The 13,277-nt window shown below is 66.0% G+C and carries 10 protein-coding genes; 3 read left to right on the top strand and 7 right to left on the bottom strand.

Features of this window, described 5'->3' with window-relative positions:
• Positions 1 to 28 precede the first annotated feature (28 nt).
• Positions 29 to 964 (bottom strand): LysR family transcriptional regulator, encoded by a 936-nt coding sequence (locus tag QO259_RS04020; RefSeq protein ID WP_207035181.1) that lies wholly within the window; start codon positions 962 to 964, stop codon positions 29 to 31.
• A 217-nt stretch (positions 965 to 1,181) separates the two neighbouring features.
• Here QO259_RS04020 and QO259_RS04015 point away from each other — a divergent pair, with 217 nt between their 5' ends.
• The gene (locus QO259_RS04015) at positions 1,182 to 2,753 is read left to right on the top strand and encodes a UxaA family hydrolase (RefSeq protein WP_285951893.1); all 1,572 of its coding nucleotides are present in this window, start codon (positions 1,182 to 1,184) and stop codon (positions 2,751 to 2,753) included.
• Between the two features lie 243 nt (positions 2,754 to 2,996).
• On the opposite strand, the gene QO259_RS04010 is transcribed toward QO259_RS04015, so the two are convergent.
• On the bottom strand, positions 2,997 to 4,052 hold the full coding sequence (locus QO259_RS04010) for an oxidoreductase (protein ID WP_207035186.1): 1,056 nt from the start codon (positions 4,050 to 4,052) through the stop codon (positions 2,997 to 2,999).
• A 75-nt stretch (positions 4,053 to 4,127) separates the two neighbouring features.
• Positions 4,128 to 5,414 carry an acyltransferase family protein gene (locus QO259_RS04005; RefSeq protein ID WP_285951892.1) on the bottom strand — a complete coding sequence of 429 codons (1,287 nt, stop codon included), beginning with the start codon at positions 5,412 to 5,414 and terminating at the stop codon, positions 4,128 to 4,130.
• Between the two features lie 575 nt (positions 5,415 to 5,989).
• Here QO259_RS04005 and QO259_RS04000 point away from each other — a divergent pair.
• Both QO259_RS04000 and QO259_RS03995 read left to right on the top strand, forming a co-directional pair.
• Complete coding sequence (locus tag QO259_RS04000) at positions 5,990 to 6,754, top strand: SDR family NAD(P)-dependent oxidoreductase (RefSeq protein ID WP_207035190.1); 765 nt, start codon at positions 5,990 to 5,992, stop codon at positions 6,752 to 6,754.
• A gap of 226 nt (positions 6,755 to 6,980) precedes the next feature.
• A complete protein-coding gene (locus QO259_RS03995) occupies positions 6,981 to 7,637 on the top strand; it encodes an epoxyqueuosine reductase QueH (RefSeq protein ID WP_285951891.1) in 657 nt (218 codons plus the stop codon).
• A gap of 125 nt (positions 7,638 to 7,762) precedes the next feature.
• On the opposite strand, the gene lon is transcribed toward QO259_RS03995, so the two are convergent.
• The 4 genes from lon to thiL form a co-directional block, all read right to left on the bottom strand.
• Positions 7,763 to 10,198 (bottom strand): endopeptidase La, encoded by a 2,436-nt coding sequence (gene lon / locus QO259_RS03990; protein WP_285951890.1) that lies wholly within the window; start codon positions 10,196 to 10,198, stop codon positions 7,763 to 7,765.
• 220 nt (positions 10,199 to 10,418) lie between these two features.
• Positions 10,419 to 11,741 (bottom strand): DUF945 family protein, encoded by a 1,323-nt coding sequence (locus tag QO259_RS03985; protein ID WP_285951889.1) that lies wholly within the window; start codon positions 11,739 to 11,741, stop codon positions 10,419 to 10,421.
• A 97-nt stretch (positions 11,742 to 11,838) separates the two neighbouring features.
• Positions 11,839 to 12,312, bottom strand: a complete 474-nt coding sequence (locus tag QO259_RS03980; protein WP_035475196.1) for a phosphatidylglycerophosphatase A family protein — start codon at positions 12,310 to 12,312, stop codon at positions 11,839 to 11,841.
• Positions 12,309 to 13,277, bottom strand: coding sequence for a thiamine-phosphate kinase (gene thiL, locus QO259_RS03975; RefSeq protein WP_285951888.1), 969 nt, complete (start codon positions 13,275 to 13,277; stop codon positions 12,309 to 12,311). Before thiL ends, QO259_RS03980 begins: the two co-directional genes overlap by 4 nt.

Here is a 13,277-nt window from a genome sequence, read left to right as displayed (position 1 = left end):
GCCCTGGGGGGCGCCACTCCCTGCCCGCTCAATCTCCTTCGCTGTTCTGCGCACAGGCTCGGTAGCAGTCGATAAAGCGGCTGGCAGCCGGCGACAGCGCACGGTCGCGTCGCCACAGCAGCTCGAACGGCGGGTTCTGGGTCAGCACGCGATAATCGATACGTGCGATCTCTCCCCGCGCCACCGGCTCGCGGGCGATCCCCTCCGGCAGCAGCGCCAGCACGCCGTCATCGCGCCCCAGCATCGCCAGGATGGCATAGGTCGATGAGATCTCGAGCGACTTGACCGGCTGCGCCAGCCCCGCCGCCACGAACTCCTGCTCGAGCAGGCGCGGCATGCTCACCGGATAGACGATCCAGGGCTGCTCAGCCAGCCGGGTGAACTCGGGTTGCACCGCACCGGCCAGCGCATGGCGCGGGCTGGCCACTACCCACAGCGGCTCGGGAAAACTGCCCTGGCGATGATAGTCCGTCGGCTGGCGACCGAAGTGTGCACGACACAGCGCCACGTCCAGGCGCCCTTGATCGAGCAGGCGCAACAGCCCCTCACTGGTGTCCTCGACAATCTCCAGCGACAGCGAGGGCTGCTCGGCACGCACCCGGGCGATGGCATCGACCAGGGTAGCGATCGCGCCCATGGTCCCGCCCACCGCCAGGTGCCCGCCGTAGCCCTGCTGAATGCCGATCATCTCCTCGCGCAGATGCGCGACATCGGTCTGGATCAGCCGCGCGTAACGCACCAGGCAGCGCCCCATATCGGTCGCCTCCAACCCGCGCGCACTGCGTACGAAGAGTGTGGTGCCAAGGGTCGCCTCGATCTCGCTGAGTGCGCGGGTGGCGCCCGGCTGGGAGATCGCCACCCGCTCCGCCGCCTTGTGTATCGAACCGCACTCGTCCAGCGCCATCAGCAGCCTGAGTTGGCGCAGCCGCAGGCGCGACATCAGTTCGTCCAGGGTTGGGGTCACGGGTCGACCTCGAAGGGTGGATGGATTCGTGCGGAGTGCTCCATAAGACGTTGGTCCAATGCGGCCAGATTATCCCACGATCAGCAACTCTCAGTAGCGCTCGATGCCGCTCGGAGATAGGGTCAACCAAGACCGAGACATTCCAAGCAACTGATCATAAAAGCCTTTTAGCCATGAGTCGCATAGACGAAAGTGGCACGATAACGAGGAGAAGACCATGGCTCTGATCGCGCAAGCCAGCGACGCGCCAGCGTCGGTCATCCGCCTGCACGAGCGCGACGACGTCGTCATCGCCCGCCAGCCGCTACCGGCCGGCACCGAGGTGAGCCCGGGCGTGGTGCTGAGCACGGCCGTGCCCGCCGCGCACAAGATCGCCCTGCGTCCTATCGGCGTCGGCGAGACGATCCGCCGCTACGGCCAGATCATCGGCGTCGCCACTGCCGATATCGCCGCTGGCGACCACGTTCATGTGCATAATCTGAGCATCGGCCAACTCGAGGACGGGGGCGAAGGCGCAGCCAAGGACTACGCCATCGGCAGCGAAGTGGTGCCGGTGACACCGGTCGCCGAACCGGCGACCTTCATGGGCATTCCGCGCCCTGACGGGCGGGTGGCGACGCGCAATTACATCGGTATTCTGACCTCGGTCAACTGCTCGGCCACCGTGGCCCACGCGATCGCCGACCACTTCCGCCGTGACGTGCACCCGCAGGCGATGGCGCCCTACCCCAACGTCGACGGCGTGGTCGCGCTGACCCACGGGGTCGGCTGCGCGGTGGCCGCCGACGGCGAAGCGCTGGCCATGCTACAGCGCACCCTCGCCGGCTACGCTCGCCACGTCAATTTCGCCGCCGTGCTGGTGATCGGGCTTGGCTGCGAGACCAATCAGATCGAGGCGCTGATCGAATCCCAGGGGCTACAGCCGGGCCCACGCCTCTACCCCTACACCATCCAGCAGATCGGCGGCACCACACGCGCCATTGCCGAGGGCATCCGCCATATCGAGGGGCTGCTCGCCGAGGCCAACCGGGTCGAGCGCGTGCCCTGCAGCGCCGAGCATCTGCGGGTGGCACTGCAGTGCGGCGGCTCCGACGGCTACTCCGGCATCACCGCCAACCCGGCCCTGGGCGCGGCGGTGGATCGCCTGATCGCCCACGGCGGCAGCGCGGTACTCGCGGAGACCCCCGAGATCTATGGCGCCGAGCACCTGCTCACGCGGCGCGCGATAAGCCCGGCGGTGGCCGACAAGCTGATCGCGCGGATTCACTGGTGGGAAGCCTACTGCCGCGTGCGCGGCGCTTCGCTGGACAACAACCCCTCCGCCGGCAACAAGGCGGGCGGGCTGACCACGATTCTCGAGAAGTCGCTGGGGGCGGTGGCCAAGGCCGGTACGGTACCGCTGGTCGAGGTGCTGGAGTACGCCGAGCCGATGCGCGAGCGCGGGCTGGCGTTCATGGACTCCCCCGGCTTCGATCCGGTCTCGGTGACCGGCCAGGTCGCCTCCGGCTGCAACCTGATCGCCTTCACCACGGGGCGCGGCAGCGCCTTCGGCTGCGCCCCGGTGCCGTCGTTGAAGCTGGCCACCAACAGCACCCTGTGGCAGCGCCAGCGTGACGACATGGACATCAACTGCGGCACCCTGGTGGATGGCGAGACGGATCTCGACACCCTCGGCGAAGAGATCTTCCAGCGGCTGCTCACCCTCGCCTCCGGCGAGCCCAGCCAGAGCGAGCACCACGGCTACGGGCAGCAGGAGTTCGTGCCGTGGCAGATCGGCGTCATTACCTAAGAGCCCATTTCCAAACCCTCTGACGATGGGCGCCGGAGGCAGGGCCAAGCGAGGGTCCTTTGCCAGGGATGGCAAAGGTAGCGCCCAGGGAAGGGTTCACAGCGCCCTCGCGACGCCCTGCCGCCGGATGAGCCCATGTCGTCTGGCGGTTGTGAAAGGCGCTCTAAGAGCGTGCTTACAAAACGCCTGCGCTCGACGAATTTGTAAACACCCTCTCAGCTTCGATCACTGCCTACGCGTGACTCAGGCGCCGCCGATGGCGACCGCCTGACCGCTGCGAGCGCTCTCTACCCCGGCTTCGAGCAGCCGCATCACCTCCAGCGCCGCTTCCGCCGTCACCGGCAGCGGCGCGCGGCCGAGAATGGCGTCACGCACGCCGGTGTAGTAAGCGAGATAGTCCCCCGGCAGCGTCGGCACTTCGTGCAGCTCCGGCTGCCCGCCCTCGCGCACCTGGCCGATGGTGAGCATGCCGTGGCGCCAATCCTCGCCCCAGTGGGGCGTGGGCAGACGGTCGCCGCGCTTGAGCATATCCTCCTGCGGATCGAGACCATGCTTGATATAGCTGGCACGGCTGCCGTGCACGGTGAAACGTGCCCCGGCAGCGGCCACCAGTGCCCCGGCATGCAGCACCACGCGGCGCTGGTCGTAGCGCAGCACGGCGTGAAAGTAATCGTCGACCTGAGCGCCATCACGCTGCTCGGCGAGATCCAGCCAGATCGACTGCGGCCGGCCGAACAGCACCAGCGCCTGATCCAGCAGGTGCGAACCGAGATCGAACCACAACCCGGTTCCGGGCCCCGGCGCCTCGCGCCAGCGCGTGGGAATCTCCGGACGGTAGCGGTCGAAGTGCGACTCGAAGTGCACCACCCGACCCAGCGCCTGGCTGTCGATCAGGTTGCGCACAGTAAGAAAGTCGCCATCCCAGCGGCGGTTGTGAAACACCGAAAGCAACCGCTTGGCCTCGATCGCCTGCAGGCAGAGCTTCTCCGCCTCCGACACGTTGACCGTGAACGGCTTGTCGACCACCACGTGCTTGCCGGCGGCGAGCGCCTGGCTGACCAGCGGATAGTGGGTGGCATTGGGCGTGGGAATCACCACCAGATCGATGTCGTCCCGGGCGTAAAGCGCCTCGGGTGACGCTTCCACCGGCACATCGGGCCAGTCGGCTCGGACCTTGGCGCTGTCGCGACTGGCGATGGCGACCAGCGACAGCCCCTCCTGGGCGGCGATCAGCGGCGCATGGAACCGCTTGCTGGCCATCCCGTAGCCGACCAGCCCTACACGTATGGTTCCCTTCATGCAGCGTTCCTTGACGATGGATTCACGAGCCTGGAAGCGCCCGCGCTGGGCGGGCATCCATGGACCCGAAAACGGCTAGGATAGCGCAACTTGGCGCAGCGCGGTCGGTTGATCGCCACCGCTGGCCCGTGGCTTGGGCTGCCAGGCCGCCGGCAGCCGCCGCTCCAGCCATCCGCGCAGCGGCTTGACCACGTAGCGCTGCATGATCAGCGCCAGCACCACGATCAGCGTCAGATGAATCGCCATTGTCCACAGCGGGATGGCGAACTTCAGCGCCGCGTTGCTGCTCGCCGCGACCCAGCCCTCGTGCCAGCGCAGCAGCAGCCAGCGGGTGGCGCGGGCAAACGGGCCGATCAGCGGCGTGTGCAGAGCGAAAATGCACAGCGCCGCTTCGCCCAGGTGTTGTAGCCGAGCACGATTCGCCGCGCTGGCAGGCGAGGCGAAGGCGGTAGCACTCAGCAGCACCAGCGCCTGGAACGGCAGCAGCAGGCCGTTATGGGTCAGATAGTAGAGATGCAGGCCATCGAGCTTGAGCAGCCATACGCCCACCGGCACTCCGCACAGCCCCAACGCCAGCAACGGATAGCGGAAACGGCGCAGCAGCTCGGCTAGCCCCTGCGTCTGCAGGGCGCGGTAGAGCAGGATGCCAGTCAGGAACTCCGGCAGTCGGAACAGCGGGTTGCGGTGCAGCATACCGACGGTGACATAGTCGAAGGCACCGCTCAGGGTCGCTACCAGCGGACCCGCCGCATACAGGCCCCACACCACCAGCAGCGCCAGGCCCCAGCGCTGCAGGCGCATCAACCGCGGTGCCAGCAGCGGAAAGCAGGCGTAGAAGAAGAGCAGTGCGGAGATCGACCACGAGGCGCCGTTGAGCCATAGAAAACGCGGCTCCCAGGCCTGCAGCAGCGTCAGTTGGAGCGCGATGTGGCCGAGCGCGCTGGGCCAGGAGATGCGCCCGGCGAAGGCCGCCCGGGCCTCATCGCTGAGCGGTAGATAAGGGTGGGAATTGAAGTAGACATGCACGCCCTCCGGCCGGATCGGGTACTGGAACAACAGCAACCCCAGCGCCAGCAGCATGGTGATGACGTGGATCGGATAGAGGTTGCACAGCCGCCGCGCCACGAACGCGGGGCCCCCCATCTTCATCCCCCCGGTGTCATCCAGCGCGACATGGGCGAGCAGAAAGCCCGAGAGCATGAAAAAGGTGCTGGTGGCGAAAAAGCCCATACCGATAAAACTGCGCAGCAGGTCCGGCATGTCGCTGTAGATGCCGCCGAAATGGTAGGCGACCATCCACAGCGCCATGAGAAAACGCAACCATTCGAGACCGTGGTAGCGGCGCTTCTTGAGTGCATGCATGAATTCCTCCCCCCTAGGCACTGTCTGAAAAGTACTGCGCTCGCCCATGCGGCGTTAAAAATCGGCTCAAAATGCTCATTTACACCGCGTAAACTCCGCGTTTTCGCCGATTTTTGCCTTGCCTGGACTTCGCTCGTCGACTTTTCACAAAGCACCTAGTTACCGGGTAGCAGGCCGATGAATGTCCCCTTCCTCGGAAAGGGAGCGAAATGCGACACGATGGTCCAAGCGAGCGCCGGAGATGATCGGGTTGAGGTCGGAGTCAGCGATGAACGGACGAGTCTCTGGAGGACTCTTGCCGGAGGCGTCGGTCGGCGTGCGTGCACGGCGGCACGGATTGTGCCCCAGCGAACGCTCAAAGTGTAATCAAACTGCAAATGAACGCGTATATAGCGACCGGGAATCACCGGGTTTTACACAAAGCCAAACGCCTTGTCGTCGATCAGAGACAAGCGCCTGCGCTTTCACCGATCGCCGAGCCCCGCTATCTTGAGGTGATATTTTGAGGTGCTATCCAGCGTCGGCCGCCGCGCCGCCGCCTCATCGTCGATAAGTCGACCGTTCAAGGAGTCAATATGAGCCAACCCCCTGTCGCTTTCATCACCGGCGCCACCTCCGGCTTCGGCCGCGCCTGCGCCGCGCGCTTCGCCGAGGCCGGCTGGGCACTGGTGCTCACCGGCCGTCGCCGCGAGCGGCTCGAGGAGGTGGAGCAGCAACTGGCCGCCAAGGTGCCGGTACATATCGCGACCCTCGACGTACGCGAGCGCGACGCGGTCGCCCAGGTCGTCGACGACCTGCCCGAGGCGTTCAAGGCGGTCAAGGTCCTGGTCAACAACGCCGGCCTGGCGCTGGGTGCCGGCCCCGCCCAGGAAGCCGACCTGGATGACTGGCAGACGGTCATCGACACCAACATCACCGGCCTGGTCAATGTCACGCGCACGCTGTTGCCGACGCTGATCGAAGTCGGCCGCGGTGCCGCGATCATCAACATCAGCTCCACCGCCGCCCTGTGGCCCTACCCCGGCAGCCACGTCTATGGGGCTTCCAAGGCCTTCGTCAATCAGTTCTCCTACAATCTGCGCTGCGATCTCAAGGGCACCGGCGTACGTGTCACCGACGTCGCCCCGGGCATGGCCGAGACCGAATTCACCCTGGTGCGCATGAAGGGCGACCAGAACGCCCATGACAAGCTCTATGGCGGGGTCGAGCCGATCCAGCCGGAGGATGTGGCCGAACAGGTCTTCCACGCCGCGACCCTGCCGGCGCATCTCAACATCAACCGCCTCGAACTGATGCCGGTGTGCCAGTCCTGGGGCGGCCTGACCATCGACCGCGACTGACGCGCAGGGTTAGCCCCTCACGCCGTCCCTTCGCTTAGCCCTTTCGCTTAGCCCTTTCGCTTCACCATCCTCGCGCCGCCCGCTGGCAACACCGCAGGGCGGCGCAGCCTTGTCGTAACTCGGCCTAGGCCGAGAGACACTGAGGCAGAGCGTCATTGACGCCACCCCGGCGGCGACTCACCATCTGACTCTGACGACATTTCTCTCTCTGCGACCCGGTTACACCATGTCCACGCTCGACCAACGCGACACGCTGACGCTGCCTTCAGGCCACGACAAGCTGCTGCTCCACTCCTGCTGCGCGCCCTGCTCCGGCGAGGTGATGGAGGCGCTACAGGTCTCCGGCATCGACTATGCGATCTTCTTCTACAACCCCAATATTCACCCCAAGAAGGAGTATCTGCTGCGCAAGGAGGAGAACATCCGCTTTGCCGAGGAGAACGGCATCACCTTCATCGATGCCGACTACGACACCGACAACTGGTTCGCCCGCGCCAAGGGCATGGAGTACGAACCGGAGCGCGGCATTCGCTGCACCATGTGCTTCGACATGCGCTTCGAGCGCACCGCGCTCTACGCCCATGAGCATGGCTACTCGCTCATTTCCAGCTCCCTGGGCATCTCGCGCTGGAAGAACATGGCGCAGATCAACGACTGCGGCCATCGCGCCGTCGCCCCCTATGAGGGCATGGCCTACTGGGACTACAACTGGCGCAAGAAAGGTGGCTCGCAGCGCATGATCGAGATCAGCAAGCGCGAGCGCTTCTATCAGCAGGAGTACTGCGGCTGCGTCTATTCGCTGCGCGACACCAACCTGCATCGCAAGGCCCAGGGCCGCGAGTTGATCCAGCTCGGCGTGCAGTACTATGGAGATGATGACTAAAACCGCGGGGATGATTAAGAACGGGGGTTGATGAGTCAGAAACGCGGAACGCCGCTCATCGATCCACGAAAAGCGGCGACGCCAAGGCGCCGCCGCTCACATACCTTCTTCTCCTCAGTGCCTCGTCAGCGCCCGAACACCACCTTGGCGACGTCCTGATAGACCTTGGCGAAATGCACCGTCATGCCCGCCTTGAGGTAGTCAGGTAGCTCGTCGTAATCGCGCTGATTGGCATCCGGCAGGATCAGCTCGAATATCTCGCTGCGCCGCGCGGCAATCACCTTCTCACGGATACCGCCCACCGGCAGCACCTGGCCGGTCAGGGTCAGCTCGCCGGTCATCGCCAGCGGCCGGTCGATGCTCTGATTCTTCGCCAGCGACATCAGTGCCGTGGTCATGGTCACGCCGGCCGAGGGGCCATCCTTGGGCGTAGCGCCCTCGGGCACGTGAACATGGATGAAGGCCTCGTTGAAGAAGTCGGCATCGGCGCCGTACTCGCCCAGATGACCCAGGGTGTAGCTGTAGGCGATATTGGCCGACTCCTGCATCACCTCACCGAGCTTGCCGGTGAGCTTGAAGCCGCGCGTCAGCGCATGCACCTTGGTCGCCTCGATCGGCAGCGTGGCGCCGCCCATGGCGGTCCACGCCAGGCCGGTGACCACGCCCACACCCTTGAGCACCTTCTCCTTGCGGAACAGCGGCGCGCCGAGGAACTCCTCGAGGTTGTTGACCGAGACCTTGACCGTCTCCTGATCCTGCTCCAGCAGCTTGACCGCGGCCTTGCGCACGATGCGGTGGAGCTGCTTCTCGAGCTGGCGCACGCCCGCCTCGCGGGCGTAGCCTTCGATCACCTGCTTGAGTGCGGCGTCGGTCAGATTGATGCGCTTCTTGGGAATGCGATCGCGCTTCAACAGTTTCGGCCATAGATGGTGCTTGGCGATCGCCACCTTCTCCTCGGCGATATAGCCGGAGAGGCGGATCTGCTCCATACGGTCGAGCAGCGGCCCGGGAATGGTATCGAGCTGGTTGGCGGTGCATACGAACAGCACCTTGGAGAGATCCAGGCGCACGTCGAGATAGTGATCGAGAAAGTCGACGTTCTGCTCCGGGTCGAGCACCTCCAGCAGCGCCGACGCCGGATCGCCCTGGAACGACTGCCCCATCTTGTCGATCTCGTCGAGCATGATCACCGGGTTCTCGACCTCGACCTCCTTGAGCGCCTGGGCCAGCTTGCCCGGCATGGCGCCTATGTAGGTCCGTCGGTGCCCTTTGATCTCCGCCTCGTCACGCATGCCGCCGACCGAGAAGCGGTAGAACTCGCGCCCCAGGGCATCGGCGATGGAGCGCCCGACCGATGTCTTGCCGACACCCGGCGGGCCCACCAGCAGCACGATCGAGCCGCCTACGTCACCCTTGAACGAGCCCTCGGCGAGGAACTCGATGATGCGTTCCTTGACGTCGGCCAGGCCGTCGTGATCGCGGTCGAGCACCTCACGGGCGCGCTTGAGGTCGAGCTGATCCTCGGAGGTAACGCCCCACGGCAGCGAGGTGAGCCAGTCGAGATAGTTTCGCGTGGTGCCGTACTCCGGCGAGCCGGTCTCGAGCATCGAGAGCTTGTCGAGCTCGTCGTCGATACGCGTCTGCACGCGTTCCGGCACCTGCAGGTTCTCCAGGCGCCCACGGAAGGTGTCGACGTCGCTCTCGCGATCGTCCTTGGAGATGCCCAGTTCTTTCTGGATCACCTTGAGCTGCTCGCGCAGGAAGAATTCGCGCTGGCGCTCCTGCATCTGCGAGTTGACCTGCTCGCTGATCTGATTCTGCAGCTGAGCGACCTCGATCTCCTTGCGCAGCAGCGGCAGCACCCGCTGCATACGATCCATGATCGGCAGCGTCTCCAGCACCTGCTGCAGCTCGCGCCCCTTGGCCGAAGTGATCGCCGCGGCGAAGTCGGTCAGCGGGCCCGGCTCGTGGGGGCTGAAGCGATTGAGATAGCTCTTCAGCTCCTCGCCGTAGAGCGGGTTGATCGGCAGCAGCTCCTTGATGCCGTTGATCAGCGACATGGCGTAGGCGCGCGCCTCTTCCGCCTCGGCATCCACCGGCTCACGGGGATAGGAGACCTCGACCAGGTACGGCGGAGTCTTGGAGAGCCAGCGATGGATGCGGAAACGCCGCATGCCCTGGGCGATGAACTGGATCTGGTGCTCTTCGCTCTGGGTGCGGTGCACCTTCACCGCGGTACCGATCTCGGGGAAGCTGCCGGGGCTCAGCTCCTCCATGCTGACATCGCCGATGAAGGCAACACCGACCATGTGATGCGGGGTGTTGGCGACCCGCTGCATGGTCTCTTCCCAGCGCTGACGCTGGATGATCAGCGGTTGCACCTGGGCCGGGAAGAACGGGCGGTTGTGAATCGGCAGCAGATAGATGCGCTCCGGCAGATAGTCGCCGGACGGCACCACGGCACCGCTGGCCGACTGCCCCTGCTGCGGCGTCTCCTCGCCTTGGGCCGTGTCGCCGCCCACGTCGATATGGCTATCGGCGTTCCAATCGTGTTCGCTCATCGTTGATCCTGTATCCGTCCATGGCCGAAGCGGCCCGATATCTGTGGGATGTGGGCAGGGGTGCGTAAGTTCAAGTGAACCCGCGACCGGCCAGTACCAATACAGGATAGGAGAGCGCCGCCAGCGCGGTGCCATAGGCGGCGAAAACAGGAAGGCCGAGCGGGATGCTCGGCCTTCGCAGGATTATCGACATCGTGCCCCGGGCCGGGGCGCCTGGCGCTCAGGGCTGAGCGGGGGCAGCACCCGGCACCAGCGGTACCTGCTGGTCATTGAGGGTCATCACGCCATCGTCGAGCGCGATGCGCAGCGGGCCACCGCTCATCGGCAGACCCAGCGACATCAACAGGATCGGCGGCGCCCCTTTGAGCTCGAAATGACCGTCGAGACGCTTTAGCACCTCGCGATCGAGCGTCTCGGCGTCCATCGTGTCGAGATTCCAGTCAGCCATTCCGTCGCCGTCGAACTTGAGCTCGCCACTGCCCTGCATGTCCACACCCATCAGCGGGCTCTTCAGCGCCAGCTTGTCCACGGCCCAGCGCGGCGAGCCGGCGAAGATCGCCGCCAGCTGCGGCTTGAGCGGTGCCAGCGCCTGCGCCATCGCATCCTGATCGTCGGAAGCCGCGGCCGCCTGGATCTCGCTGGTGTGCGCTTCGAGCGCCGCCGCCAGGGCGCGATAGGCATCGCCATCGACATGATCCAGGGTCATCGCCAGCTCACCGCTGCCGAGCTGTTGATCGTCCATGGTGGTGTCGCCGAGCCGAGTCTCGAGATGCATGCGCATCTCCTTGTCGTCGAGCTTGGCGTCGAGCGCGTAGCGCGAGTCGTGCGATACCAGCTTGGCGCCATCCGGCGAGACCACGGTGATGGTGGGCAGGGTGAGCGCGAGCGACTGGTCGAAGGCCTGACGGTCGCCCTGGAAAGCGCCCTCGATGGCCACGTTCTCCAGCAGCATGTTGGCGTCGGCGTCCTGCAGCTGCAGTCGCGGCGCCTGGCCATCGAGGGTGACCCGATCCGCGTGCTGGGTGAGGTTCAGTGTCAGACCCGAGAAGTCGACCTGCATCGGCCGCGCCGGGCGGAACTCGCCGCCGACTTCACCCGCTGGTACGGTCCACTGCTGGGAGAAGCCGGGCAGCGCGATCGTGGCCTCCATGCGCTGCTCGCGGGTCAGGAAGCGCCCGTTCCAGGTCAGCGGCCCGTCGCTCTGGAGCAGATCGCCGAACAGGGTCTGGTCGTCGCCGATACGCACCTGCCCCTCGCCGGAGAAGCTGGTCTCGAACAGGCCATGATCGGCCTCGTAGGGCGCCTCGATCACCACCGGCTCGATCTCGTCATCGAGGTAGCGCGCCTCCAAACGGCCGCTGGAGTGGAACCAGCCGCTGTCGACGTCGGTACGTTCGACCTGCCACTGCGGGCTGGCATCCAGGCGTGCCACGAGCTGCGACATCTCCTGCTCGAAGCGATGGCTGGAGTAGGCCTGGGCGCCGAGATAGCCCCCGCCCACGACGATCACGATAGCGGCACCCGCGCCGATCCACTTGCGCATTCCGCGCTCCTTGTCAGAGTTGATTGAGGGAGTCGCTGTAGATCTCGACTCGGCGGCACCTTCTCAGGCCTTGTAAGCAACTCGGGGCGCCGCTCGTTCAGTGCAGCCAGAACCACAGATGCATCACGCTCCAGGCATAGACCGCGGCCAGGATGTCGTCGAACATGATGCCGATCCCCCCGGCCACGCGGCGGTCGACCCAGCGGATCGGCCACGGCTTGATGATGTCGAACACCCGAAACACCACGAAGCCCCACAGCGCCGACTCCCACGAGAACGGCACCGCGGCCATGGTCAGCCAGTAGCCGACGAACTCGTCCCATACGATGCCGGAGTGGTCGTGCACGCCGAGATCCCGCGAGGTCTTGCCGCACAGCCAGATGCCGAGCAGCGTGGCGATGCCCATCACGCCTAGATAGAGGCCCAGCGGCAAACCCGAGAGCAGCCAGTAGAACGGGATCGCCGCCAGGGTGCCGAAGGTGCCGGGTGCAAAGGGCACAGCGCCGCTGCCGAGGCCGAAGGCCAGGAAGTGGGTGGGGCGACGCCAGACGCTCTTGGGGGCCCGGTTCATGCGCGTCTCTCCGCGAAATGATCCCAGCCGTCGAGCCCGGCGAACGCCTCGGGCAACCCACCGATGCCCTCGCCGGCGACGATGCGACCGATCGGCGTGAGTGGCAGATACAACGCCGCCAGCTGCTGCTGTGCACGTTCGAGCTGAGCCGGGGGCAGCGTCACCAGCAGCTCATAGTCGTCGCCACCGGCGAGCACGCGGCGCTGGACCTGATCGGCGTCGAGGGTGGCGCGCAGCGGTGTTGCCAGCGGTAGTGCCGCCAGATCGAGCTGCGCGCCGACGTTTGAAGCGCGCAGTAGATGGCCGAGATCCCCCAGCAACCCGTCGGAGACGTCGATGGCCGCGCTGGCCAGCCCGCGCAGGGCCTCGCCGGCCGCCAGCCGCGGCTGCGGGCGCAGATAGGCATCTAGCAGCGGATGTGCCAGATCGCGCTCGCCCTGCTGCCATCGGGCCAGCCCCTCGGCGGCGCGGCCCGGATAGCCGGTCACCGCGATCCAGTCGCCAACCCGCGCACCCGCACGCGTCAGCGCGCTGCCGGCGGGCAGCTCGCCGTGTACGGTCACGCCGAGACTCAGGGTGCCACGGGTCACGTCACCGCCGATCAGCGCACAGCCGCAGCGCTCGGCGAGGGCATGAAAGCCCTCACCCAGTGCTGCAAGCCAGTCGGGATCGGTCTCCGGCAGGGTCAGCGCCAGGGTGCACCAGCGCGCCCGCGCGCCCATCGCCGCGAGGTCGCTCAGCGCCACCGCCAGCGCGCGATGGCCGATCGCCGCTGGCGGCGCAGCGGCGGGAAAGTGCACGTCCACCACCGAGGTGTCGACGCTGATCGCCAGCTGGTGGCCGGGGGTGGGGGCGATCACCGCGCAGTCGTCGCCGTTGTCGACGACGATATCCGCCCGCCCGCTGGCGGGGCGCGCCAGATAGCGGGAGATCAGCGCGAATTCGCTCAACGCAGCGCTGCTCAT

Source organism: Salinicola sp. JS01, assembly GCF_030284585.1.
GTDB lineage: Bacteria > Pseudomonadota > Gammaproteobacteria > Pseudomonadales > Halomonadaceae > Salinicola.
This window is presented reverse-complemented; position numbering and strand designations above follow the sequence as displayed.

What these genes read in the sequence shown, in the direction of transcription:
- QO259_RS03985 (WP_285951889.1), bottom strand. Translation starts at nt 11,741, where the DNA reads ATGCGCAAGTGGATCGGCGCGGGTGCCGCTATCGTGATCGTCGTGGGC.
- QO259_RS04015 (WP_285951893.1), top strand. Translation starts at nt 1,182, where the DNA reads ATGGCTCTGATCGCGCAAGCCAGCGACGCGCCAGCGTCGGTCATCCGC.
- lon (WP_285951890.1), bottom strand. Translation starts at nt 10,198, where the DNA reads ATGAGCGAACACGATTGGAACGCCGATAGCCATATCGACGTGGGCGGC.
- QO259_RS04005 (WP_285951892.1), bottom strand. Translation starts at nt 5,414, where the DNA reads ATGCATGCACTCAAGAAGCGCCGCTACCACGGTCTCGAATGGTTGCGT.
- QO259_RS04000 (WP_207035190.1), top strand. Translation starts at nt 5,990, where the DNA reads ATGAGCCAACCCCCTGTCGCTTTCATCACCGGCGCCACCTCCGGCTTC.
- QO259_RS04010 (WP_207035186.1), bottom strand. Translation starts at nt 4,052, where the DNA reads ATGAAGGGAACCATACGTGTAGGGCTGGTCGGCTACGGGATGGCCAGC.
- QO259_RS03980 (WP_035475196.1), bottom strand. Translation starts at nt 12,312, where the DNA reads ATGAACCGGGCCCCCAAGAGCGTCTGGCGTCGCCCCACCCACTTCCTG.
- thiL (WP_285951888.1), bottom strand. Translation starts at nt 13,277, where the DNA reads ATGAGCAGCGCTGCGTTGAGCGAATTCGCGCTGATCTCCCGCTATCTG.
- QO259_RS03995 (WP_285951891.1), top strand. Translation starts at nt 6,981, where the DNA reads ATGTCCACGCTCGACCAACGCGACACGCTGACGCTGCCTTCAGGCCAC.